The sequence below is a fragment of the Undibacterium sp. Ji83W genome (assembly GCF_049340385.1).
Taxonomy (GTDB): Bacteria; Pseudomonadota; Gammaproteobacteria; order Burkholderiales; family Burkholderiaceae_D; genus Undibacterium.
Map to the genome: position 1 here is coordinate 109,045 of NZ_JBMPOZ010000020.1, position 23,625 is coordinate 132,669.

The window sequence follows — 23,625 nt, forward strand, 5'->3', positions numbered from 1 at the left end:
GTTCATCCTTCCAACAACTTGGCGGCAACTTGCTGCGGCGTCAGGCCAGCGCTGGCTGCGGCAACTTGTCGATCACGTTCGAGATTGCGTTCCAGCTGCATTTTCCCAGCGACATATTGCCTGGGCCATGGCATATCATTGAAGCCCAGTTTGGCTGCTTCATGCAAAGTCCAGGCAGGGTCAGCCAGGTGCGGTCTGGCGATGGCGCACAAATCAGCACGGCCAGCGGCAATAATGCTGTTTGCATGATCCGCTTCAAAAATCGCACCAACAGCGATGGTGGGTATTTGCGCTTCGTTGCGTATGCGGTCAGCAAACGGCGTCTGGAACATGCGGCCATAGACAGGTTTCTCCTGTTTGCTGACCTGACCGGACGAGCAATCTATCATGTCTGCACCCGCTGCCTTGAACAGGCGAGCAATGGCGACTGCATCGTCTGGCGTAATACCGCCCTCTACCCAGTCATGCGCAGAGATACGCACGGAAATGGGTTTATCCGCAGGCCAGACAGCACGTATGGCAGCAAACACTTCCAGCGGATAACGACAGCGGTTTTCCAGCGAACCACCGTATTCATCTTCACGCTGATTGGTCAGTGGCGAAATGAAACTTGATAGCAAGTAACCATGGGCGCAATGCAGTTCCAGCCAGTCAAAGCCTGCTTCTGCCGCTGCCCTGGTCGCCTGCACAAAGTCTTCCTGTATGCGCTGCATGTCTGCCGCAGTGGCAGCACGCGCAACTTGCGAAATGCCGGGCAGGTATTGTTGCTCAGAAGCTGACACCAGCGGCCAGTTGCTTTCTTTCAATGGCTGATCTGTCCCTTCCCAGGCCACGCAGGTGGAACCTTTGGCTCCGGCATGGCCGAGCTGCACGGCAATCTTTGCATCAGTATTGGCATGAACGAAATCGACGACGCGCTTCCAGGCTTGCGTATGCTCAGGTGCATACAGGCCGGGGCAAGCTGGCGTGATACGTGCATCGGCAGAGACACAGGTCATCTCGGCAAACACCAGGCCGGCACCGCCCATGGCACGGCTACCCAGATGCACGAGATGATAGTCTCCGGCTACGCCATCTACCGCAGAGTATTGCGCCATGGGTGAGACGACTATGCGATTTTTCAACACCACATCGCGCAGCTTGTAGGGTGTCAGCATGGGTGGGATCGCTGTTTTTGTTTTGGGCACAGGCAAGCCAACTTTGGCATAAGCCTGCTCAGCTATCCAGTGCTCAAAACTGCGTACATAAGCCGTATCCCTTACGCGCAGGTTTTCATGCGAAAGACGCTGGCTGCGCGTCAGCATGGAATAGGCAAACTGAGGCGCTTCCATGGCGGTATAGCGCTGGACGTTTTCAAACCATTCCATGGAATTGCGGGCAGCACTTTGTATCTTCAAGACTTCTATGGAACGCAAATCCTGATAGGCTTCCAGCACGGCATCCATGCCTTGCTCGCCATGTTTCTCGAAACTGCGTGCCAGTTCTATGGCATCTTCCAATGCCAGCTTGGTGCCTGAGCCTATGGAGAAATGTGCAGTGTGGGCAGCGTCGCCCATCAAAACCACAGGCACGCGTTTATTATTCAACTTAGGCAACTGGTTCCAGTGCACCCAGTTCTTGCAGATAATGCGCGGGAACTTGATCCAGTTGGCAGAGCCACGCAAATGCGTGGCGTTTGACATCAGGGCATTGCCATCCAGATATTTGGCAAACAGGTTTTCACAAAAAGCGACGGCTTCCTCCTGGCTCATTTTATCTATGCCAGCCTTGAGCCAGGTTTCTTCCGGAGTCTCGACAATAAAGGTCGCCGTATCGCCATCGTACTGATAGGCATGCGCCTGGAACCAGCCATGCTCGGTTTCTTCAAAGGCAAAGGTAAAAGCCGAGAACAGCTTTTTGGTACCGAGCCAGACAAAGCGGCATTTACGCGTGTCGATATCGGGCTGATAGCTTTGTTCGTAACGGGTGCGCACACGGCTGTTCAAGCCATCGCAGGCGATAACAAGATCGGCATCATATTCCAGCGCCAGTGCCTGGTCGTCTGTCACATCGGTTTCAAAGACCAGCCTGACATCCAGCTCTTCGCAACGTTCTTGCAAAATATTCAGCAAACGTTTTCGGCCTATGCCGCAAAAACCGTGACCACCGGAGGTAACAACCTGCCCCTTGAAATGGGTGTCAATATCATCCCAGTGATTAAAAGATTGCAAGATGGAACGGGCAGTCTGTTCGTCTGCATTCACCAGGTTACCCAGGGTCTGGTCAGAAAACACCACGCCCCAGCCAAAGGTATCGTAAGCACGATTGCGTTCGACAATGGTGATCTGGTGTGCCGGGTTTTGCTTTTTCATCAGCAGGCTGAAGTACAGGCCAGCCGGACCACCGCCTATGCATAGGATGTTCATTAAATTACCTTGAAGATTAATTTCTTTGCTTAGCCAATTTGTGCATTACTGCATTTTGCAGGAAGCCACATAGGCATCGGGATGATTGGTAAATACGGGGCTCAAAATTTTATTGGTCACCCTGCCCTGTGCATCCTTGCTGATAATGCGTGCATAATAATTTTGTACAGGATAGTGATTGCTGTTGAACTTGAAGTCACCGCGCACGGATTTGAAGTTGGCTGCCTTGATGGCCTTGCCCAAAGCATCCTTGTCTTCTATTTTGCCCTTGACACCACGCACGGCGCTATCCATCAGCATGGCAGCGTCATAACCTTGCGATGCGTACAGCGATGGCAAGCGGCCATATTCTTTCTGGAAGTCGCCAACGAAACGTTTGTTTTGAGGGTTATCCATATCATGCCCCCACTGCGATGCATTGAACATGCCCAGCATGGGTGCACCTACTGCCTTGATAATGTCTTCATCAGCAGAAAAGCCTGGTCCGAAGAGTTGGGCATTCTTGGATAAACCGGCATCCACAAACTGCTTGATGAAATTGATGCCCATACCGCCTGGCAGGAAGATATAGACCGCATCAGGCTTCAGGCCACGTATCTGTGCCAGTTCAGTCGCATAATCAAGCTGCCCCAGTTTGGTGTAGATTTCTTCGGCAACCTTGCCCTTGTAGTAGCGCTTGAAGCCAGTCAGTGCGTCTTTGCCTGCCGGATAATTGGGCGCCACCAGCGCGACATTCTTAAAGCCCTTGTCATTGACCTGTTTGCCAACAGCTTCATGCAGGCTGTCGTTCTGCCAGGCCACATTAAAAAAGTAAGGATTACATTGTTCACCCGCATATTGCGAAGGGCCCGCATTGGCACTGATGTAATGCACCTTGGCACCGAAAATTGTTGGCCCCACTGCCAGCATCAGATTGGAAAACACGATGCCGGTCATTAAATCAACCTTGTCTTTTTTGATGAGCTTGTCCACCAGTTGCTTGGTCGCGTCAGGGTTTTGCTGGTCATCACCCGTGATGACTTCGACTGGTAAATTACCAAATTTATTATCCAGATGCTTCATCGCCAGGGAAAAGCCATCGCGTATATCAACACCCAGGCCAGCACCCGCACCAGACAAGGTGGTGACCATGCCTACTTTGACTTTGTCCGCAGCAAAAGCACAGTTCGCATTGGTCGCGGCAATACTGGACAACAATAAACACAGCAAGGTCTTTTTCACGAACGTCTCCTTCGGGTTAATGGGCATGGGCGAATATTTTCAAACGTTATTTTAGCTGGCAACAGGCGTACGCAATTTATAGCGCTGCAGTTTGCCAGTCTCAGTTCTCGGCAAACTCGTCATGAATTCTATGGCACGCGGGTACTTGTAAGGGGCGATGCTATTCTTGACGAAATCCTGGATTTCCTTGCTCAGTTCTGCTGATGCCTGCGCACCGGCTTTCAAGACCACAAAGGCTTTGACGATCTGGCCGCGTTCTTCATCAGCCAGACCTATGACTGCGCATTCAGACACTGCGGGGTGCTTTAGCAAGGCTTCTTCCACCTCAGGCCCTGCGATGTTATAGCCTGCAGAAATAATCATGTCATCAGTGCGGGCGCGGTACCAAAAATAACCGTCGGCATCCATCTCATAAGCATCGCCAGTCAAGTTCCAGCCTTGATGGACATAATTTTTTTGCCTGTCATCTGCAAGATAACGACAACCTGTCGGCCCCTTGACTGCCAGACGACCAACTACGCCGGGGCCAGCCATGTTGCCATGCTCATCAAAGATGCATGCCTGGTAGCCAGCAATAGGCTTGCCGGTTGCCCCTGCCCGTGCCTCATCTCCTGCTGCAGAAATAAAGATATGCAGCATCTCGGTCGCTCCTATGCCATCTATCATGACCAGGTCCGTCGCCTGACGCCAGGCTTCACGGGTTGCGGCAGGCAGAGCTTCTCCGGCAGAAACGGTCTTCTTGAGGCTGGACAAATCAAAATTCTTTGCCAGCGTGGCCATCTGACGATAAAAGGTGGGCGCAGTAAAACACACGGTAGCCTTGAATTCGTCTATGGCTTTCAGCAGGGATTCTGGCGTCAGTTTTTCCAGCAAGACAGCCGTTGCCCCCACGCGCAAAGGGAATAGCAGCAAACCGCCAAGGCCAAAAGTAAATGCCAGTGGTGGCGTACCTATGAAAATATCGCTTTGTGCAGACTGCAAGATGGAACGTGGGAAACAATCGCAGATCGCCAATACATCCCTGTGGAAATGCATGGTGCCCTTGGGCATGCCGGTCGTACCGGATGTAAAACTGATGAGGCAGACATCTTCGGCCAAAGTATCAACAGCAGCAAATTCAGGCGACTTGCCAGCCATCAGGGCTTCCAGACCATCATCGCCCTGATGATTGAAATAGATAAGCTGCGTCAATATGGGATTGGCTTGCACGGCCAACTCCATCTCTTCACGCAAATTTTCCGAACAGAGTGCAGCGGCAATTTCAGCTTTATTGGCGATCACGCCCAATTCCTTGGCGCGCAACAATGGCATGGTGGGCACGGCTATGCAACCTGCCTTGATCACGGCCAGCACACTGGCAGCCATCATCGGGTTATTGGCACCGCGCAACAGCACCCTGTTACCAGGCTGCAAATGCATATCTTCCAGCAAGACATGGGCAATACGATTGACGGTTGCCAGCAGATGGGAATAAGTCCAGCTTTCCGTCTGGCTACGGATGGCGATACTGTCTGCATGACCAGTTGCACACATCTTGTCGAGCAAGTCGGCGACACAATTCAGGCGTTCAGGGTATTGCAACTCAGGCAAAGAAAAAATCAGTTCCGGCCATTGCTCGCGTGGCGGCAAGTGATCAAAAGCAAAGGTATCCAGATGGGCAGACCCTGGTAGCACAGTTGAATTCATTTCTTCTCCGGCTTTGGTACTCAATATAGACTCAGCTTGATATAGCTTGATACGGCAAACCCTGAAAACACCAAACTACTTTAAACCTAAACTATTTTTTGGTAAAGTGTTTTTTCACATCAAATTTCAGTTTTTCACAAAGAAAATATGTCCAACTGCGTCGCTTATAGTATATTTTAGGCCTAAAGTAATTTCACATCTGCACCACCATCAGCTTTTAGGGATCAGGGGATGAATATCACGTTACTACTGGAGCACGGTTTAAACGGCTTGCAATTTGGCCTTATGCTTTTCCTGCTGGCAGCAGGGCTGACACTGATCTTTGGCATCATGGATTTCATCAACCTGGCCCACGGCTCCCTCTACATGGCAGGTGCTTATTTCGCGGCCAGCTTTACCGGTATGACAGGTTCTTTCTGGCTGGGCCTGCTGGCAGCGGTGATAGCGACTGCACTGCTGGGCGTGATACTGGAAGTAGTGGTCTTCCGGCATTTATACCAGCGCGATCATTTGTCGCATGTGCTGGCGACTTTTGCATTGATACTGATCTTCAATGAAGGTGCGCGCATGATCTGGGGTGCGCAGCCGCTGATGCTGAATATTCCGCCACAGTTGGCACAGCCGGTAGAATTATTGCCTGACTTCTTTTACTCCTCCTTCCGTCTGTTCATCATTGCCACCGGTTTGGCAGTGGCTGGCCTGCTGTATTTTGTCGTCACTAAAACCCGCATAGGCATGCTGGTGCGGGCCGGAGCATCGAACCGTGAAATGGCAGTCACCATGGGCATTAATATCAAGCTGGTGTTCACGCTGCTGTTTGCCTTTGGTGCAGCCCTGTGCGCCATCGCCGGTGCGCTGTTGGGCTCGATACTCGCAGTACAGGTGGGCATGGGTGAAAGCATCTTGATACTGGCATTTGTGGTCATCGTCATTGGCGGCATAGGCTCGATACGCGGTGCACTGGTAGGTGCATTGCTGGTGGGACTGGTTGATACTCTGAGTAAAACCTTGCTGCCTGGCGCACTGAAACTATTGATGCCACTGGAGATGGCAGCCAATCTTGGCCCTGCCCTGGCATCGATACTGATTTATGTATTGATGGCAGCCGTGCTGTTTTACAAACCCCAGGGCCTGTTCCCTGCGCGAGGCTAAGAGAGCAATTATGCAGAGCAGTCTACATCACACTATCTCGCTCAAGTCCAGCTTAGGCATCCTGTGCCTGCTGATTGCCTTTCCCCTACTGGCGACTTACTTCGCCCAGGAATTTTATATAGGCTTGTTAAGCCGCTTGATGATTTTCGCACTGGTAGCCAGCAGCCTGAACCTGATACTCGGTTTTGGCGGCATGATCAGTCTCGGGCACGCTGCTTTCTTTGGTAGCGGTGCTTATGTGGTGGGTATATTGATGCAGCATGGCGTCACATCCGCCTGGATTAGTTGGCCGGTGGCGATGCTGTCTGGCTTTTTGCTGGCACTGGCAATAGGCAGTGTCTCACTCAGAACGCGCGGCGTATATTTCATCATGATCACGCTGGCATTCGCGCAGATGTTGTACTTCCTGTTTGTGTCATTGAAGAATTATGGCGGCGATGATGGCCTGAGTCTGGCGCAACGCTCGGCAACCGGACTGGACATGGGCAATGACAGCAATTTTTATTATCTGGTGCTGGTTATTTGCACCATATTTCTCTTCATTCTTTACCGGCTTATCAATTCTCGTTTTGGACGTGTGATACAAGCTATCAAGGAAAACGAAACTCGTATGGAAGCCATAGGCTACCCGGTGTTTCGCTACAAGCTGCTGTGCTTCGCGATTGCTGGCAGCGTCGCAAGCCTGGCAGGTGCCTTGCTGGCAAATCAGAACATGCTGGTCAGCCCCAACCTTTTACACTGGACACAATCCGGCAGCCTGATGGTGATGGTGATACTCGGCGGTGTTGGCTATCTGTCGGGCGGCATACTGGGTGCGGTAGTCATGTTGATGTTGGAAGAAATCCTGTCTGGCTACACCATACATTGGCAATTGTATCTGGGCATTATCCTGTTGCTGGTCGTCATGCTTTTGCCAAATGGCCTGGCCAGCCTGCCACAAAAATTCATGTCGGCGAAAAAACCTCAGGGGGATCAGGCATGAGCGTGTTACAGCTAAAAGGTCTGGTCAAACGCTATGGTGGCCTGATCGCAACAAATAATCTGAGCCTGGATATATTACCTGGCGAAATCCACGCCATCATAGGTCCGAATGGTGCGGGCAAGACTACACTGATACATCAGATATCCGGCGCCATTGCGCCAAACCAGGGTCAGATCATTTTCAATGACGTGGATGTTACTGCCACCAGCATGCATGAACGCGTCAAACTTGGACTGGCACGCTCTTACCAGATCACAAATATCTTCCCGTCATATACTGTCATCGATAATCTGAGCCTGGCAATACAGGCACGTTCAGGTAGCAGCATGCGTTTCTGGCGCAAGGCGATAGATGAGCAGGCACTTTTTGAGCAAGCAAGGCAACTCGCCAGCGACATAGGTCTGGCTGAACACTGCAATAGCAAAGCCTGTGAACTCGCGCATGGCGAACAACGTCAACTGGAACTGGGATTAACACTGGCGACACAACCTAAGCTGTTCTTGCTGGATGAACCCATGGCAGGCACAGGGCATGAAGAATCGGGCAAGATGCTGGAACTGATCGCCGCCCTGCGTGGCAAGGCTGCCGTGATCTTGATTGAACATGATATGGACGCCGTCTTCAAACTGGCTGACCGTATTTCTGTCTTGGTGGCAGGTTCCATCATCGCCACTGGCACGGCAGAACAGATACGCCAGAACCCGGAAGTCAAGAAAGCCTATCTAGGCGATGAAGCGGACATCGCACTCAAGGAAGTCGCATGAAGACCATACTGGAAGTCGAGCATATCGCTACCGCCTATGGCCATAGCCAGGTCTTGTTTGGCATAGACCTGCAGATACGCCAGGGTGAAGTTGCCAGCCTGCTGGGACGCAATGGCGCTGGCAAAACAACGACTTTGCGTTCCATATTGGGCCTGACACCGGCACATAGCGGCCATATCAGCTTCATGGGTCAGCGCATAGAAAAAATGACGACGGATAAAATCGCCAGGATGGGCATAGCCCTGGTACCGGAAGGCAGGCAGATTTTCCCTAACCTCACAGTCAAAGAAAACCTGGTCGCCTTTGCAGCCAATCGTAATCAAAGCAAAACTCCGTGGAGCCTGAAAGAGATTTACCAACTCTTCCCGCGTCTGGCCGAACGGGCTGACAATATGGGTAACCAGCTATCTGGCGGCGAACAGCAAATGCTGGCCATCTCACGCGCCTTGATGACCAACCCGCATTTGCTGATACTGGATGAAGCGACGGAAGGCTTGTCGCCGCTGGTGCGCGAAGAAATCTGGGCTTGTCTCAGAAAGCTGCGCGACCAGGGGCAAACCACACTTGTCATCGATAAATATGTAGAAAAACTCATCCCCCTTGCCGATCAGCACAGCATCATGGAACGCGGCAAGATAGTCTGGCATGGGAATAGCGAAAGTCTGATGCAGTCACCCGAAACCTGGCAGAAATATGTGGGGGTTTAACTGGTATTTAGAATTGATAGTGCGCCTGCACACCCAACCCTAATACCTTAGCACTACTCAAGTTCAGATTATCTGTCTGCAAATGCACACCCACGAATTGATTGCTCCAGCCTAAGCCAACTGATTTATAACGCGTATCAAAGCTGGCATCAAAGCGGCCATAGACAGAATGATTGGCAACACTCAACACTGGCAGATTGACGCCGTAAAAATGCCGGACTTGTGCGGCAAATTCCCATTGCTGGTTTTGATAAGCGAGTCGCGCCGTATGCGTTTGTCGCACAGAGACCGAGCGCGTCCTTTGACGATTGACGCCTTGTAGCAAAGGCTGATAGTTCAAATATCCTTTGCTGTCATATTGCACAACGGCAGAGCTCAGGCTTTGCTGCAGCTCTGGCAAATTTTTCCAGGCAAAGCGGTTGTATGCGTCTTCCAGTTGATATTGCAAACGCCATGCCGAATTGATTTGCCAATCCATGGCAAGGCTGGAGCTATAGCCCCTGGCCTCGGGTTCAAATTGCTGGAACAGGTATTGGTAACGGCTATTTACATCCAGCTCGCTTGCAAAAAAACTGTAGTGCTGATTATCGACATAACTGGCCGCACCTGTTGCCTGGGTAGTGCGGTATTGCGGGTTCATGTAATACACGGCACTGGCAAAGAAGCGCGGCTGATATTCTCCGCCAAATGCAAACCAGCGCCCTGCCCTCAGGCCAAAGCCTGACCAGCTTTCCAGTTGTGCATCCAGTTGATAATTGACAGCTTGCTGTGGCAAACCAGCTTGCTTATATGCTTTCACAAAAGCCAGGGTAGATGCGCTGGCTTTAAGCATGCCTTCCTGGCGGGCTTCCAGATTCAGGCGCCACTCTTTATAACCCACACCCAGTTCTGCCCGCAAACGGCGCAGGCTGACATTCTGACCACCTTTGGGCGAGAAATCTGTATTCCAGTCGCCCTCGATTTTGCGGGTGGGCATGAAGTCCGAAGCTTCCCACAAATCCAGATTGGAAAATACCTGCCAACCATCATCGCTCTTTTGTAGAACAAGCACATCCAAAGCATATGCCTGCTGGGTCAGCGATGCGCAAAATAAGGAAAGTATCACACGGGATGAAAACATGGCGCACTCAAAAAAATAGCCCGCCGACATGCAGCGGGCCGTCAATCAATTTACAAATTATCGAATGGTTTCAAAGCTACCATCAACATAGCTGATACGGCCTGCTTTGATATCCAGCCAGCCCAGTTTGCTGCCATCCTTGAGGATGTCAGCAACTTCATTCTTGCCATAGACATCGAACGAAACACCAGACGAGCTACTGACGCGCACTACTCTTGGCTTGGTCGGGCTTTCACTCATTTGCGCATTAATGACACTGCTGCCATCTGTGTATTGCGCGAAAATACTATTGCTACCGAAAGCATCATTACTGCCTGTCACATTCAGTTTCAATGGAGGGCGTTCTGGTACCTGCACGACACCTGACAATGCCACTGCCTTGCGTAAAAAATTATTTGCGGACTCAGGCTTGCTGCTATCAAAGCTGCTGTATGCAAAGCGCTCTGCCGTCAGTTGTCCATTGAAAATCTCCAGCGCATTTGCAAGGCCTGTGGCATTGCTGATGCTACCGACAAAATCAATACGGTTTGGCTGATAGCCGAGGCCATTTTTGTCCGCAGATGCATTGCCGATTTTTATTTCACCATGCACTTTACTGTTACCAGCTTCAGCTGTAATCGCCAGGTTAAATTCTTTGATGCCATTTTTTTGCAGATTACCTTTGTAATTCAAGGCAACAATTGCATAAGAACCTTTGTCCAGCGACAGGCGTGAACTCACCTGGTCCTTGACATAGGATTTAAGCTCGCCGCTGAAGTCATAACGGAAATTGCCATCGACGGTTTGATTACGATCCGTGCGAAGACTCCAGCGTTCAAAATCTGAAATCAACTGACCAGCGCTATTGGTGCGTGGCGGCATCTTGCCCTCAACCGTAAAGGCATATAGCTTATTACCCTCCAAGGCAAAACTCATTTGGCCAGTGTATGCATCATTTGAATTGCCATATGTGGCAACTACGTCTGCAGGATTAACTGGCCTTCTTAGGAAATCATTCCGTCCTTCATTCCAGACGAAAACGGCTTTTTGCTGCACCAGTTCAGATTTATAGTTAAAACGGGTAACATCATTTGCCACTGGCTCCAGCCAGATACGGTCTACCAGCTCCACCCATTCAACCTGGTATTTGTAACCGTACTTATAGGTACCTGGCAGTATAAAGCGTGAAAAACGGCATTCTATGCCCGCCGCCTGTGCAGGTGTAGTCGCCACATTCATGGCATCGCGCATGACCGTGCAATCGCCCAGATTACCTATATTCTGATACCCACTCCACAATGCAGTTTGCCCATAGAACAGTCCATTGACCGCAGTTTCACTGGTCTGGCCGTTTCTGTATTTATTGAATTGGTCTATGCCTTCCGTGATGGTTTTGGACCAGATCAACAAATCCTTATCCATCGGCTGCGTGGCTTTTTCAAAATCAGCCTTGACTGTATTGAGACGCAAATCCAGGCCACCATTTTGCTGTGAATTCGATACCGCATAAATGTTATTGCGCAAACTGCTAAACAACTGCTTGGTTACTGCGATTTTGTCAGGCTCTGGCGCAGGAGCTGGCAAAGTATTGCTGGCAAAGGTGCCGATGCCGGCCATCGAGCTTTTGCCTGATTTGTTGAGGTTTTCATCTTGTGCGACTTTTTCCAGGCTGGCACGCAAGGCGGCACGCACATCTTCGCGCAATACAAAATCATTGCCGTCCAACTTGCCAGCAGAGGCGATTTGCCTTACCACACAAGCAACGCGGCTACCCTGGGTTGTGGCATCGCAGGAAAGTGCCTTGTCCAGCGCAAGTTGCGAAATGGCTGTCAGGCTCAGGCCCTGGATTTTTTCATCAACATAAGTATCTTGCGATGTATCTACCGTCGTATGGATGACAGCCACCCTTTGCGGGTCAAAGCCCAATAAAGCCTGCACACCTGCCCTGGCCCGGTCTATATTGGATGCGCTCAGGCCACCCGCTTTTTCTGTAACCTGGACGATCAATTCTGTCAGTGGTGTGACGCTGCCCCAATATACCGACTCAGGATTGGTGCCCTGTTTGACAACACTACGCAGCTTCAAGTCTTCAGGAAAAGGCAAGTCTGCCTGGGTGGCTTCGTCATACATCATTGCACTTGGTGCCGCACTTACTTCGATGAGGAAGCTGGCAACACTGCCAGGTACCGATATCGCATAGCTCCCATCAGCGCCGGTAGTAGCTGTCGCAAAAGAACTGGCGGATTTATTACCAGACTGATCAAGACTAAAGGCCGACACGCGCGCGCCGACGATGCGTCCCTTTGCGACTATGCCGATAAATTGCCGACCACCGTTACTGACAGCGACTGTAGCGCCATTCGCGTTATTGCTGGCTGTGCTAGTGCCTCCACTTCCACCACAAGCGCTGAGCAATGCTGACAATAAGACTGGAATAAAAAATTGATACTTGTTATTTTTCATGAAGTAATTGAAGTTTGAGCGCAAAAGCGCACGTGCATAAAAAGTACAAAATGCAGCTCGCACCTAAGAAAATGCAATATCTGCAATTTTGTTACGAAATGTAAATGCAAAAAAGACTGGTGATTCTAACACCAGAAAATTGTTTGGCTACACATAGGGCAAAACAAATATGTGGCCATATGTATATGGGGTGTAAATGAGGTAGCGCAGCCGCATCCGGCTGACCATGAATACAATCAGCGCTTGACCTGGTCAGGTTGTGCAGTCGTTGAAGCAGGCGAATTTGCATCCAGAATCTGCACGAAGATTTCATTTTTCTTGATCATGCCCAGTTCAAAACGAGCGCGCTCTTCTACCGCGTCTGTGCCGTTTTTTAAATCCTGTACTTCGGATTCGAGCTTGCCATTACGTTCTTTTAATTTTTCGTTATTTCCTTTTACCTGCGCTACCTGCCTGTCCAACTCCCAGACACGCAACCAGCCCCCCTTACCCAACCACAGCGGGTATTGGATCAACATCAGCAAAGCAAGGAAGGAAAGAGCAATCAAACGCACGGGATATCAAGACAGTAAATGAAACAAAAATACAGCGAAAATAAAGCAAAAGCTAATACAAGAACCAATACAAAAACTAAAACAAAATATTTTCCGAAAAGGATGTAACAAGAAAAAGGGGAACTCAGTTCCCCTTTTTCTTTGCACGATACCAGATTACTTCAGATTATAGAAGGCGTCGCGACCAGGATAGCTGGCAATTTCGCCCAAATCTTCTTCTATACGCAGCAATTGGTTGTATTTTGCCATACGGTCAGAACGGGACAAAGAACCGGTCTTGATTTGCAGGGCATTGGTACCAACAGCGATATCAGCGATGGTGCTATCTTCTGTCTCACCGGAACGATGGGAAATCACGGCAGTGTAACCTGCACGTTTTGCCATTTCGATCGCAGCAAAAGTTTCTGTCAAAGTGCCGATCTGGTTGATCTTGATCAGGATGGAGTTGGCGATACCTTTTTGTATGCCTTCTTTCAAGATCTTGGTATTGGTGACGAACAAGTCATCGCCAACGATCTGGACTTTCTTGCCCAGTTTTTCAGTCAGGATAGCCCAACCGTCCCAATCGCCTTCAGCCATGCCGTCTTCGATGGAGATGATAGGATATTTATCTACCCATGTTGCCAACAGATTGGTGAAGTCAGCGGAAGACAAAGTCAGGCCTTCACCTTCGAGGTGGTATTTGCCGTCTTTGTAGAATTCGCTGGCGGCACAATCCAGGCCCAATGCGATTTGCGTGCCTGGCTCGTAGCCAGCAGCTTCTATCGCCTGGATAATCAGTTTGATGGCAGATTCGTGGTTGTCTACAGAAGGTGCAAACCCACCTTCATCACCAACCGCTGTCGTCAAACCCTTGTCATGCAAGATCTTTTTCAGGGCGTGGAATACTTCTGCACCGTAGCGAACTGCTTCGCGGAAAGATGGAGCACCGACCGGGATGATCATGAACTCTTGAATATCCAGATTATTGTCAGCATGCGCACCACCGTTGATGACGTTCATCATCGGTACTGGCAATTGCATCGCGCCTGAGCCACCAAAATAACGGTACAGTGGCAAGCCAGCTTCTTCAGCGGCAGCTTTGGCGACAGCCATGGACACGGCCAGCATGGCATTTGCACCCAGGCGGCTCTTGTTTTCAGTGCCGTCCAGATCAATCAGGGTACGGTCAAGGAAGGCCTGCTCATTCGCATCCAGACCCATGATGGCTTCAGCGATTTCGGTATTGATATGCTCGCAGGCTTTCAAGACGCCCTTGCCCAGATAGCGGGACTTGTCGCCATCACGCAGCTCTATGGCTTCGCGGGAACCTGTGGATGCGCCTGAAGGCACAGCAGCACGGCCCATGACACCAGACTCCAGCAAGACATCACATTCAACAGTTGGGTTACCGCGCGAATCCAGGATTTCACGACCGATAATATCAACGATGGCACTCATTCAATTCTCCTAAACAATCAAAATATCGAACAAAATAAAACGAATCTGACTTGCGTCTGCATCTGCGGGCCTCTGATATGGCTTGGTCACAGATAAATAAAGCAGTAATGAATTTGCTACTTCAAAATAATGGTGCAGATAATACTCCATTACTCTGGTTCGACGAACTGAACAAAACTTTATTCTTGCCGCTTTTTTGCACTGGTAAGCAAAAAAACCTGTTTCACTACAGGACAAATCAAGCAAAAGCGGATTCCCGGAATCCTAACCTTCATTCACCGTGCTTGTCGACGCTCAGCTTAAGCACAGCAACAACATTCTTTCAGGCAACTCGGCGTCATTTTGCAAAAAAGGCGAACCGCATAGTGGCTCGCCTTTTCAATCAGGATTTAGCAGGATTTATTAATGACAAGCAAACCAGCAATCAAAAATCCAGGCTGGTTCAAGCATGCATCAAATCCATACAATCTCATGCCTAGTTAGCTTCTTGCGCCTTTTTATGCGCTATCGCCGCTCTGGCGAAAGAGATAAACAAAGGATGACCATCACGCGGTGTCGATTTGAACTCAGGGTGATACTGCACACCCAGATACCAGGGATGCACATCACGTGACAATTCCATGATTTCGCACAAATCTTCTGTCGGCGTGCGAGCAGATACAATCAAACCGGCTGCCTCAACACGACCCAGATAATGGTTATTGGCTTCATAGCGATGACGATGACGCTCAGTCACGACATTGCCATAAATTTCTGAAGCCAGCGTACCAGAAATAACCGCACAAGTTTGTGCACCCAGGCGCATAGTGCCGCCAAGGTCAGAATTTTCATCCCGCGTTTCGACTTTGCCGTCATGGTTTTGCCATTCATTGATCAGGGCAACCACTGGCTGTTCTGTCTCTGCATCAAATTCTGTCGAGTTTGCCATGCTCAGGCCGGCCTTGTTACGGGCATATTCAATCAGGGCAACTTGCATACCCAGGCAAATGCCCAGGTAAGGTATTTTATTTTCACGAGCATAGCGGGCTGCCAGAATCTTGCCTTCTACGCCGCGCTTGCCGAAACCACCTGGCACCAGGATGGCATCGTATTTTTCCAGCGACTTGGTACCGTGCGCTTCGATTTCTTCAGAATCAACATATTCAATATTCACACGGCTCTCAGTGTGAATACCGGCATGACGCAGGGCTTCTGTCAAAGATTTATATGACTCTGTCAGGTCGACATATTTACCGACCATACCGATAGTGACTTCTTCTTTCGGATTTTCCAGCGCATAGATCAATTTATCCCACATCGCCAAGTCAGCTGGTTTTGGTGACAAGCCCAGTTTATCGCAAACGATTTTATCCAAGCCCTGGTCGTGCAACATCTGTGGAATCTTATAGATGGTATCGGCATCCCATACAGAGATCACTGCTTCTTCAGCCACATTGGCGAACAGGGAAATCTTGGCACGCTCATCATCAGGGATAGGACGGTCAGCACGGCACAGCAAGGCGTCCGGAAAAATACCGATTTCACGCAGTTTTTGTACGCTGTGTTGAGTAGGCTTGGTCTTCAATTCACCGGCAGCAGCAACATAAGGCACCAGCGTCAGATGCACGAAGGCAGCCGCATTACGGCCAGCACGCAAACTCAGTTGACGGGCAGCTTCGAGGAAAGGCAGGGATTCGATATCACCGACTGTACCGCCGATTTCTACCAGTGCAACGTCAGCACCGGCTGCACCACGATGGATGAACTCCTGGATTTCATTGGTGATGTGTGGGATAACTTGCACAGTCTTGCCCAGGTATTCGCCACGGCGTTCTTTGCGGATAACGGATTCATAGATCTGGCCAGTGGTGAAATTATTCACCTTTTTCATTTTGGCCGTGATGAAACGCTCATAGTGCCCCAGATCCAGATCAGTTTCAGCACCGTCATCGGTCACGAAAACTTCGCCATGCTGGAATGGGCTCATGGTACCTGGATCCACATTGATGTAGGGATCAAGTTTGAGCATAGTGACTTTGAGACCGCGCGATTCAAGGATCGCAGCGAGAGAGGCAGCGGCAATACCCTTGCCTAAAGAGGAGACTACGCCCCCCGTAACGAATACAAACTTAGTCATTGCAGAAGGTGCCGAACGGCACAAGCGGGAAATTCGAATTATACATCACTAAGCCGTGATGTGCGAGAATTCCCGCTCGCATTTGCTGTGAAATTTCAGGACCCGACAGGTTTACATTGCATAAATAAATTGCAATCTAGCAAAATTCTGCGCACCCTGACCATTGCTTAATTCCTTGATTTCATTGCTACGGCGGATGAAGGATGCTGATGCACCATAGTTTTCACCGCGCCATAAATAGCCTATTTCAAACTCACCCACCAGGCTTTTGGGTTTGACTGCAGTAGCCTGATTATTAAAGTAGCCGCCCTGTATGCTTGCATTGTAGGCAACCGCCTTGAGCTCGGTACGCAAGAAACCATAGCTGGCTGCTTGCTCAGGCAGTGCATTCAGGCTGCCTGCGCGTATCATCAACTCCGCACTAGCATCAGTGAAGATATTGCCGAGACGCCCTTTCAGGCGTGGTGCCATATCTACATTGGACATGGCCACGATGCGGCCCGGTGAATATTCACCTGACAGGACTGCACCCCATTCATTGCGCAGCTGCGTACTCCAGCCTTGTGGCAAGGGCTGCTTCAACAATCTGTGCAGATGCGTCTGTGTCCATTCACCACCAGCGCAAGGTCCCAGGCACCCTATATCCAGGCCCAATCGCTGGCTACTGCCATTGGCTTCATTCTTTTCACGATACAAGCCTGCAAACAACCAGCCAGCGTAGGGATGATCAATTTTAGCGATCTGGCTAGGAGCCAGCTTGATGTCAGACGCAGTATACAATTCCTGCCCCAAGCGCCAGCCATAAGTCAAAGCCTGCGTGGCGTCGCCTTTGGTAAAACTTTGTCCTATTCTGTTACCGCTGGTGTAAAAACCATCATCCTTCTTGAACAGCAAGCTGTCATTATCAATATCCACTTGCCAGGTTGTCTTGCCAGTCTGCCGCACCTGTGTGAATTCATTCCAGGATGGCAAAACCTCTTGTGCAAAGACGCTGGTCGTGAAGAGCAATGTCGCCAGTGGCAAAGCAAATTTCAATGCAGGCTTGATTTGATTCATGTATTTGTCGAGATAGAGTTTATAGGGAGCTTATGCTGCACTTAGTTTCATGCGTTCCAGCATTGCCAGCACGGCTGCGGCAGTTTGCTCAGGCACTTCCATGGGAATCAGATGTCCACCAGGAATAAGTACGTAATTATCGCCCATTAATTTCTTTGTCGCTTTTGGGCCAGCCTGGCGGCATTCTATGGATTCAGTACCACCAACAAAACCAACTGGCACATTGGGCGGCCGTTTGTTCAATCTACCCAAACCATCCGGCAAGGTACGGTAGATAGCTGTTTCCACTTCGCGGGTAAAGCGCAGGGTCACGCCTTCCGGGTGCGGTTTAAGCCCGGCCTTCATATAATCACGCAAGACTTCTGGCGGCCAGATGGCAAACATCTCCTTCGATGCAAAGTGCTGATAAGCCTCTTCTTCATTTTTCCAGAGATGACGCCGCCTTTCTGAAAAGCGTGCAGGTGAAAACTTTTTGTCCAGCCCCAGAAATTTAAACAAACGCAATAACATCGCCCGCCAGCCAGATACCACAGGAGAATCCAGTACCACGACCCCACGCACCAGGTCTGGCCTGGCCCTGGCAGCCATCAGGGACAAGATGCCACCCAGCGAATGGCCCAGCAATATCACGGGTTGCTGATAACTTGCCTGCAAAGTGTCTATCAACTCTTGCACCAGGTTGCGCCAACCATCTGTCACAGGATATGCCGGATTGTGGCCGACCATGTCGGTGGCATGCACATCATAAGAGGATCGCAAATGATCGAGAAACACGCGATATGTCCCGGAGGGAAAGCTATTGCCATGGACAAAATGGATGATGGGTTTTACGGTAGTCTCGTTCATAACTATAGGCATTGCATTACCGGTCAAACCAGTAACGCGCGTTTTCCTGTCTGAATTGTGAAGTTTTCAATGATGCGCCAAATTGTATGCTGATTGCACCCGATTCATCTGTTCTTAGACGTTTTATTCCAAAATCAGCATAACGCTGGAAAACTTCTGGCTTGGGATGGTGGTAGCGATTCAGGTAGCCGACCTGGAAAATTGCCAGCTCTGGCTGCACCACTTTCAGGAATGGCTCTGTAGACGATGTCCCACTCCCATGATGCGGCGCCAACAACACATTCGCCTTCAGTTTTTGCGGGATGCTGTTCACCAGCTCATCTTCCTGTATGGCCTCTATGTCACCTGCCAGCAAGATAGAATGCAGTTTGGTAGACACTTTTAATACGCAGCTGCGGGCATTCGGTTTCCATTTCGTACTTTCATAACTGGCTGTTCCAGGCTGCAAGACTTCAAAATGCACGCCATCCCAATCCCAGGATTGGCCGCCCACACAACGCCTGTGCTGTTTTGCAGTTTGAACGATGGGACTATCCAGGCTCAGGGAAGTACTTAACAGGCCTACAGGCAAATGCTTGAGTATGCTTAAGGCTCCGCCAGAATGGTCATTATCATTATGAGAAATCATCATGACATCAAGCTCATTGATGCCCCTAGCATGCAGATAAGGCAAAATCACGCGGCTGCCGCTGTCCGAATCAAGCCCCAAACTGGGGCCGCTATCATAGAGCAGCCTGTGATGTGCCGTTTCCAGCAATAAAGCCATACCCTGCCCCACATCCAGCGCCGTCACGGCCAACTCTCCCTCTGCTGGCTTTTGCGAAGCCTGGAATAACAGTGGCAAGCAACAGACCAGACCTAGCCAGCGCAAGGGCCAGGCTCTGGGTGCCAGCAACCACAATACACCTGCCATGGCCAGCGAAAACAGCCAGAATGATGGGATAGGCGCAGTCCACACTGCATACGGCAAGGCGCTAAAGTAAGTCAGGAAACGCGCCAGAAAGTCCACAAAGACATGAGCAATTTGCAGCAGCCATACTGATAAAGGCGCAGGCAGGATGCTGCCGACCAGAGCCAAAGGCGTGACAACAAAGCTGACCAGGGGAATGGCGATTGCATTCGCCAGCGGGCTGATGAGGGATATCTGGCCAAACAGGAACATGGTCAGCGGTATCATGCCCAGGGTCACTGCATATTGCATCAGTGATGCCGAACGCAAAGAGGCCATGAGGCCAGCAGCACGACTTTCTTGCGGTTTGACGCGCTCTTGCCCGCCAGTCGCAAAAACAATGACGCCGACAGCCGCAAAGGATAACCAAAACCCCGCAGACAACACCGCCCAAGGGTCTGCCAATACGACAAGTCCCAGCGCCAGGCTTAAGACTGCAGAAAAACTGCTGATGCGCCCTGTCCATATAGCCACCGCCACGACGCTGAGCATGATCAGCGTTCTTTGCGCAGGCAAACCAAATCCAGCCAGGGCGACATAGACCAGTGCCATCAACGCACCTGCCAGTGCCGCTGCCTTTTGCGCAGGCAAACGCAGGGGCAAAGAAAGATTGAGGAAAAAAGAGCGCCGCCAGAAGTAAAATACCAGGCCTGCGAACAGCCCTGCAACCATGGTGATATGCAAGCCAGAGATACTGATCAGATGACCTATGCCTACCCGGTTAAATATAGTCCAGTCAGACTGAGGAATTTCACGCTGATCGCCGACCACCAAGGCAACTAGCACTCCGGCATAGGGCTGGCCGGGCAAAGCAGTGTGAATGCGGTCGCGTAACTTGGCGCGGCTGTATTCAACGACATTGTTGATGCTCCAGACAAAGTCAGCCAGCTTGCGGTTATAGATAACTGCTTCCGGTTCAAATTTATCTAGCCTCACCGTGCCAGTAGCACGTATGCCCTGCTCCAGCAGCCATGCCTCATAATCAAAGCCAGCGAGTGGATTGGCGTTGCCATGCGGGCGCTTCAGCCGCACTTTGAATTGCCAGCGTTCACCTGGCTGGACTGTCGTCACCTGTCGCATATCACTGCCGCGGTCGGCACCATACCAGGACAATGCGACTTTGGATGGCCAATGTGCAATGCCAGTCAGATCGCCAATACCATCAGCACGCACTTGCTCCACTGCGAAATTGAATCTTTGCCCTTGTTCAAACTGAAAAGGCAGGCTGTCTATGGTGCCGGTTAATACCACATCCTGGTTTTCCCATTTTTTGGGTAACTCTTCGCGCATATAAAAATGCGCATAAGTTGTGGCCCAGACAAAGCCTAATAGAGCAGCAACCGCAAAGCGCGCGGGCAGATGCAACCAGGATGCTGGTTTGTATTTAACCAGAAGAAGAATGATGACTAGTGATGAAACCACCAAAAGCGCCAACAAGTTGTAGCTCAATAGCTCTGCCTGTTGCTGCAAGATGGCGACACCGAACACCAAGCCCAACATCACCGCCCGCACAGACTAGCCCCTTTGCATGCGTGGCATGATGTGCATGGCATTGGCGGTAGTTGCCTGCGCTACTTCAGCCAGACTCAGATTACGCAGTTCTGCCAGCACCGCTCCTATCTTGGGTAATTGTGCTGGCGTGTTAGCACCCTCTGGCAACCAGCTTGGCGGGATATCTGGCGCATCAGTTTCCAGCACAATGCTGGACAGGGGCAAGTCCGTTGCCAGCCTGCGTATCTGCAGGGCGCGCGTGAAAGTCATGGCGCCACCAAAGCCCAGCTTAAAACCCATGTCAATGAAGGTCTGCGCCTGCTGTGCGCTGCCGTTGAAGGCATGAGCAATGCCGCCCCGGACTTTGATGCGCCGCAAATGCTTGAGTATGATGTCTTGTGAACGCCTTACATGCAGCAGCACAGGCAAATCAAAATCCCTGGCCAGCTTCAGTTGTTCGGTATAAAAGTATTCCTGCTTTTCCTTCAAAGGGCTCTGTGTCAGTGCAGGTACAAAATAGTCAAGGCCAATTTCGCCTATGGCTACCAGCTTTTTTTGCGCATCTGCACCAGCCATCAACTCGCTTACTTTTTCGCGCAATAGCACCAAGTCTTCTTCTTTTGAAGTCGGCACATACATGGGATGTATGCCCAGGGCATAAAAGCAATCGGCACGCTGCTCGCCCAACTGGATGACAGTGTCAAAATTGCTTTTGTGAACGGCAGGCACAACAATGGCCGAAACGCCTGCCTGCGCAGCAGCTTCGGCAACGGCCAGCGATGTGCCGCCAAACTCACTTGCATCCAGATGACAGTGGCTATCTATCCACATAATGTCCACACATAGCTTCAAACCCAGGCTAATTGATTAATAGCCTGATTATGAAGCAGTTTGCCTGCGGACTACAATGTTTTGAACGGGTGCTGTTGCTTGCATTTCCTTGCGAGCACGCCAGCGCCAGACTATCAGGCCTGCAGCCAGGGCAGCCAGCAGGTGCTTGAGACTGTGGCCGCTCATGAACTGGAGTTGCTGCAAAATCTGCCCATCCAGCATTTCAGTGATTTTTGCAATCACGTATAAAAACATCGCTGCACCAAATGCCAGGCGGTCTGCACGTTCTGCTTTCCATATCCATTGCCATAAGGGGATCAATACCAGAGTCAAACCCTGTATCAGCAAATAGGGACGCAAGTCACCTGTCTGCTGCCACCAAATCACAGACATCAAAGCTGCCATCAATAACAACACGAGTTCCATAAAGGCTTTGCGCGCATCCATACCTGGCAGGCTATCTGCCCTGACTGCCGCCAACAGACTACAACAGGCAAAGGCAATGGGTAGTCTGTCCCAGAACAGGCGTGCATCGTCAGGTGCAAGATGGTAATAACTGGAACCCGCGGTAGTGGCAGCGATATTGAGAGCAAAGGCGCAATAAGCGGGGAATGCGATACCCGTATCACCCTTGCGATATTTCTCCAGCAAAAACCAGCCACCAACGATAGCCACCATCGCAAAGCCAAGATTGGTCAGCACATCAATCGCGTGAGGTATATCCGCCCAGTCCGACTGATCGGCAAAGTCATGATAATGCGCTAGCTGGGCTATTGGCCCATGCAGTAATAATGCCAGAGCTGCCAGCGCCGAAATCAGCAAAGGCAGCGTACGCAATCCAGCTTTCATTTTCTTCACCTATGTTTTAACAGATAGGCAATTGTGGAGACAGGCAGCAAATAATGTAACCAATACTGGTAAAGTAGCACCATAGAATAATCGAAGTATTAAATCCCGCAACCTTGCGCATGCACAACCATGACAGAAATCCGGCAATTATTGAACAGCATCAAGCAGCAATTGAAGCTGCAAGGCAAAACATACAGGGATGTGGCTGTGGCCCTGGATTTGTCCGAGGCCAGTATCAAGCGCCTCTTGAGTGCCGATAATGGTGCCAATATGAGTATAGAAAGGCTGGCACAAATTAGCCAGTTTCTGGGCTTTAGCCTGATGGAGATCACGCAGGAGGCAAATACCAGCAACACCCGCATCCATAGCCTGAGCCCTGCGCAGGAAAAGGAACTCGTCTCTGATACAAAATTGCTGCTGGTGGCAGTTTGTGCCTTGAATCACTGGAAATTTGAAGAAATCCTGCATGTCTATCAACTCAGTGAAACGGAATGCCTGAGCAAACTCTTGCGCCTGGATAAATTATGCCTGATCAGTCTGATGCCAAATAATCGCATACGCTTGAATATCGCCAGGGACTTTGACTGGCTGCCGCATGGTCCCATACGCCAATATTTCCACGACACAGGCATGGCAGATTTTCTGGATGCACCCTTCAGTCATGAATATGAATCACAGTATTTCATACACGGCATGCTGACAGATGCCGCCGCTGAAAAATTTCAGGCTGAGATACGCCAGCTGAGGCAAAAACTGGCTGAACTGCATACCGAGAGTTTGAGCAGTCCGCTCAAGAAAAGGCGTGGCACAGCGGTATTACTGGCCATGCGTGAATGGGAGCCAGCCAGCTTCACTGCCCTGCGCAGAAAACCTTAGTGTGACTTAGTTTAGGGAATCTCTGATTAAGTATCCGAGTATTGATTTAGAAACGTTAATATAAGCCTATTCTCATTGAATCCCGAATGCCATGAAACAGACAACTTTTGCCGAAGGTGGCTTTGAACGCTACGCCAA

At 50.4% G+C, this 23,625-nt stretch carries 19 protein-coding genes; 6 read left to right on the forward strand and 13 right to left on the reverse strand.

Going from position 1 to position 23,625, the window contains the following annotated elements:
• Window positions 1–2 precede the first annotated feature (2 nt).
• From ACO0LD_RS25130 to ACO0LD_RS25140, 3 genes are read right to left on the reverse strand one after another with little or no spacing between them, the layout of a single operon-like run.
• Window positions 3–2,405, reverse strand: coding sequence for a bifunctional salicylyl-CoA 5-hydroxylase/oxidoreductase (locus ACO0LD_RS25130; RefSeq protein ID WP_423011059.1), 2,403 nt, complete (start codon window positions 2,403–2,405; stop codon window positions 3–5).
• Window positions 2,406–2,450: 45 nt separating this feature from the next.
• Window positions 2,451–3,653 carry an ABC transporter substrate-binding protein gene (locus ACO0LD_RS25135; RefSeq protein ID WP_423011061.1) on the reverse strand — a complete coding sequence of 401 codons (1,203 nt, stop codon included), beginning with the start codon at window positions 3,651–3,653 and terminating at the stop codon, window positions 2,451–2,453.
• A gap of 24 nt (window positions 3,654–3,677) precedes the next feature.
• On the reverse strand, window positions 3,678–5,312 hold the full coding sequence (locus tag ACO0LD_RS25140; RefSeq protein WP_423011063.1) for an AMP-binding protein: 1,635 nt from the start codon (window positions 5,310–5,312) through the stop codon (window positions 3,678–3,680).
• 231 nt (window positions 5,313–5,543) lie between these two features.
• Here ACO0LD_RS25140 and ACO0LD_RS25145 point away from each other — a divergent pair, with 231 nt between their 5' ends.
• Genes ACO0LD_RS25145 through ACO0LD_RS25160 form a run of 4 tightly spaced genes read left to right on the forward strand, consistent with a single transcriptional unit; the run spans window position 5,544 to window position 8,917 of the window.
• A complete protein-coding gene (locus tag ACO0LD_RS25145) occupies window positions 5,544–6,464 on the forward strand; it encodes a branched-chain amino acid ABC transporter permease (RefSeq protein WP_423011065.1) in 921 nt (306 codons plus the stop codon).
• Between the two features lie 10 nt (window positions 6,465–6,474).
• The gene (locus ACO0LD_RS25150) at window positions 6,475–7,446 is read left to right on the forward strand and encodes a branched-chain amino acid ABC transporter permease (protein WP_423011067.1); all 972 of its coding nucleotides are present in this window, start codon (window positions 6,475–6,477) and stop codon (window positions 7,444–7,446) included.
• Window positions 7,443–8,210 carry an ABC transporter ATP-binding protein gene (locus tag ACO0LD_RS25155; RefSeq protein ID WP_423011069.1) on the forward strand — a complete coding sequence of 256 codons (768 nt, stop codon included), beginning with the start codon at window positions 7,443–7,445 and terminating at the stop codon, window positions 8,208–8,210. Before ACO0LD_RS25150 ends, ACO0LD_RS25155 begins: the two co-directional genes overlap by 4 nt.
• Window positions 8,207–8,917 carry an ABC transporter ATP-binding protein gene (locus ACO0LD_RS25160; RefSeq protein ID WP_423011071.1) on the forward strand — a complete coding sequence of 237 codons (711 nt, stop codon included), beginning with the start codon at window positions 8,207–8,209 and terminating at the stop codon, window positions 8,915–8,917. Before ACO0LD_RS25155 ends, ACO0LD_RS25160 begins: the two co-directional genes overlap by 4 nt.
• A gap of 7 nt (window positions 8,918–8,924) precedes the next feature.
• On the opposite strand, the gene ACO0LD_RS25165 is transcribed toward ACO0LD_RS25160, so the two are convergent.
• The 4 genes from ACO0LD_RS25165 to eno all read right to left on the reverse strand — a co-directional run bounded on the left by ACO0LD_RS25165 (window position 8,925) and on the right by eno (window position 14,473).
• Complete coding sequence (locus ACO0LD_RS25165; RefSeq protein ID WP_423011073.1) at window positions 8,925–10,037, reverse strand: hypothetical protein; 1,113 nt, start codon at window positions 10,035–10,037, stop codon at window positions 8,925–8,927.
• A gap of 57 nt (window positions 10,038–10,094) precedes the next feature.
• Window positions 10,095–12,479, reverse strand: coding sequence for a hypothetical protein (locus tag ACO0LD_RS25170; RefSeq protein ID WP_423011075.1), 2,385 nt, complete (start codon window positions 12,477–12,479; stop codon window positions 10,095–10,097).
• A 236-nt stretch (window positions 12,480–12,715) separates the two neighbouring features.
• Complete coding sequence (gene ftsB, locus ACO0LD_RS25175; protein WP_423011077.1) at window positions 12,716–13,033, reverse strand: cell division protein FtsB; 318 nt, start codon at window positions 13,031–13,033, stop codon at window positions 12,716–12,718.
• Window positions 13,034–13,189: 156 nt separating this feature from the next.
• Window positions 13,190–14,473 carry a phosphopyruvate hydratase gene (gene eno / locus ACO0LD_RS25180; RefSeq protein ID WP_186954594.1) on the reverse strand — a complete coding sequence of 428 codons (1,284 nt, stop codon included), beginning with the start codon at window positions 14,471–14,473 and terminating at the stop codon, window positions 13,190–13,192.
• A gap of 50 nt (window positions 14,474–14,523) precedes the next feature.
• Here eno and ACO0LD_RS25185 point away from each other — a divergent pair, with 50 nt between their 5' ends.
• The gene (locus ACO0LD_RS25185) at window positions 14,524–14,952 is read left to right on the forward strand and encodes a hypothetical protein (RefSeq protein ID WP_423011079.1); all 429 of its coding nucleotides are present in this window, start codon (window positions 14,524–14,526) and stop codon (window positions 14,950–14,952) included.
• On the opposite strand, the gene ACO0LD_RS25190 is transcribed toward ACO0LD_RS25185, so the two are convergent.
• The 6 genes from ACO0LD_RS25190 to ACO0LD_RS25215 form a co-directional block, all read right to left on the reverse strand.
• Window positions 14,949–16,589: a CTP synthase gene (locus ACO0LD_RS25190; RefSeq protein ID WP_423011081.1), complete on the reverse strand. Its 1,641-nt coding sequence runs from the start codon at window positions 16,587–16,589 to the stop codon at window positions 14,949–14,951. The genes ACO0LD_RS25185 and ACO0LD_RS25190 overlap by 4 nt on opposite strands.
• Before the next feature lie 111 nt (window positions 16,590–16,700).
• Window positions 16,701–17,645, reverse strand: coding sequence for a lipid A deacylase LpxR family protein (locus tag ACO0LD_RS25195; RefSeq protein WP_423011083.1), 945 nt, complete (start codon window positions 17,643–17,645; stop codon window positions 16,701–16,703).
• A 30-nt stretch (window positions 17,646–17,675) separates the two neighbouring features.
• The gene (locus ACO0LD_RS25200; protein WP_423011085.1) at window positions 17,676–18,491 is read right to left on the reverse strand and encodes an alpha/beta fold hydrolase; all 816 of its coding nucleotides are present in this window, start codon (window positions 18,489–18,491) and stop codon (window positions 17,676–17,678) included.
• A 16-nt stretch (window positions 18,492–18,507) separates the two neighbouring features.
• Window positions 18,508–20,940 carry a DNA internalization-related competence protein ComEC/Rec2 gene (locus ACO0LD_RS25205; protein ID WP_423011087.1) on the reverse strand — a complete coding sequence of 811 codons (2,433 nt, stop codon included), beginning with the start codon at window positions 20,938–20,940 and terminating at the stop codon, window positions 18,508–18,510.
• Window positions 20,941–20,955: 15 nt separating this feature from the next.
• Window positions 20,956–21,762: a TatD family hydrolase gene (locus ACO0LD_RS25210; protein WP_423011089.1), complete on the reverse strand. Its 807-nt coding sequence runs from the start codon at window positions 21,760–21,762 to the stop codon at window positions 20,956–20,958.
• Window positions 21,763–21,810: 48 nt separating this feature from the next.
• Window positions 21,811–22,611 carry a hypothetical protein gene (locus ACO0LD_RS25215; RefSeq protein WP_423011091.1) on the reverse strand — a complete coding sequence of 267 codons (801 nt, stop codon included), beginning with the start codon at window positions 22,609–22,611 and terminating at the stop codon, window positions 21,811–21,813.
• 129 nt (window positions 22,612–22,740) lie between these two features.
• Here ACO0LD_RS25215 and ACO0LD_RS25220 point away from each other — a divergent pair, with 129 nt between their 5' ends.
• Complete coding sequence (locus ACO0LD_RS25220; protein WP_423011093.1) at window positions 22,741–23,487, forward strand: transcriptional regulator; 747 nt, start codon at window positions 22,741–22,743, stop codon at window positions 23,485–23,487.
• The last annotated feature ends 138 nt before the right edge of the window (window positions 23,488–23,625 follow it).

What these genes read in the sequence shown, in the direction of transcription:
- ACO0LD_RS25210 (WP_423011089.1), bottom strand. Translation starts at nt 21,762, where the DNA reads ATGTGGATAGATAGCCACTGTCATCTGGATGCAAGTGAGTTTGGCGGC.
- ACO0LD_RS25205 (WP_423011087.1), bottom strand. Translation starts at nt 20,940, where the DNA reads ATGTTGGGCTTGGTGTTCGGTGTCGCCATCTTGCAGCAACAGGCAGAG.
- ACO0LD_RS25155 (WP_423011069.1), top strand. Translation starts at nt 7,443, where the DNA reads ATGAGCGTGTTACAGCTAAAAGGTCTGGTCAAACGCTATGGTGGCCTG.
- ACO0LD_RS25190 (WP_423011081.1), bottom strand. Translation starts at nt 16,589, where the DNA reads ATGACTAAGTTTGTATTCGTTACGGGGGGCGTAGTCTCCTCTTTAGGC.
- ACO0LD_RS25165 (WP_423011073.1), bottom strand. Translation starts at nt 10,037, where the DNA reads ATGTTTTCATCCCGTGTGATACTTTCCTTATTTTGCGCATCGCTGACC.
- ACO0LD_RS25215 (WP_423011091.1), bottom strand. Translation starts at nt 22,611, where the DNA reads ATGAAAGCTGGATTGCGTACGCTGCCTTTGCTGATTTCGGCGCTGGCA.
- ACO0LD_RS25170 (WP_423011075.1), bottom strand. Translation starts at nt 12,479, where the DNA reads ATGAAAAATAACAAGTATCAATTTTTTATTCCAGTCTTATTGTCAGCA.
- ACO0LD_RS25220 (WP_423011093.1), top strand. Translation starts at nt 22,741, where the DNA reads ATGACAGAAATCCGGCAATTATTGAACAGCATCAAGCAGCAATTGAAG.
- ACO0LD_RS25150 (WP_423011067.1), top strand. Translation starts at nt 6,475, where the DNA reads ATGCAGAGCAGTCTACATCACACTATCTCGCTCAAGTCCAGCTTAGGC.
- ACO0LD_RS25195 (WP_423011083.1), bottom strand. Translation starts at nt 17,645, where the DNA reads ATGAATCAAATCAAGCCTGCATTGAAATTTGCTTTGCCACTGGCGACA.
- eno (WP_186954594.1), bottom strand. Translation starts at nt 14,473, where the DNA reads ATGAGTGCCATCGTTGATATTATCGGTCGTGAAATCCTGGATTCGCGC.
- ACO0LD_RS25145 (WP_423011065.1), top strand. Translation starts at nt 5,544, where the DNA reads ATGAATATCACGTTACTACTGGAGCACGGTTTAAACGGCTTGCAATTT.
- ACO0LD_RS25200 (WP_423011085.1), bottom strand. Translation starts at nt 18,491, where the DNA reads ATGAACGAGACTACCGTAAAACCCATCATCCATTTTGTCCATGGCAAT.
- ACO0LD_RS25140 (WP_423011063.1), bottom strand. Translation starts at nt 5,312, where the DNA reads ATGAATTCAACTGTGCTACCAGGGTCTGCCCATCTGGATACCTTTGCT.
- ACO0LD_RS25130 (WP_423011059.1), bottom strand. Translation starts at nt 2,405, where the DNA reads ATGAACATCCTATGCATAGGCGGTGGTCCGGCTGGCCTGTACTTCAGC.
- ACO0LD_RS25160 (WP_423011071.1), top strand. Translation starts at nt 8,207, where the DNA reads ATGAAGACCATACTGGAAGTCGAGCATATCGCTACCGCCTATGGCCAT.
- ACO0LD_RS25135 (WP_423011061.1), bottom strand. Translation starts at nt 3,653, where the DNA reads ATGCCCATTAACCCGAAGGAGACGTTCGTGAAAAAGACCTTGCTGTGT.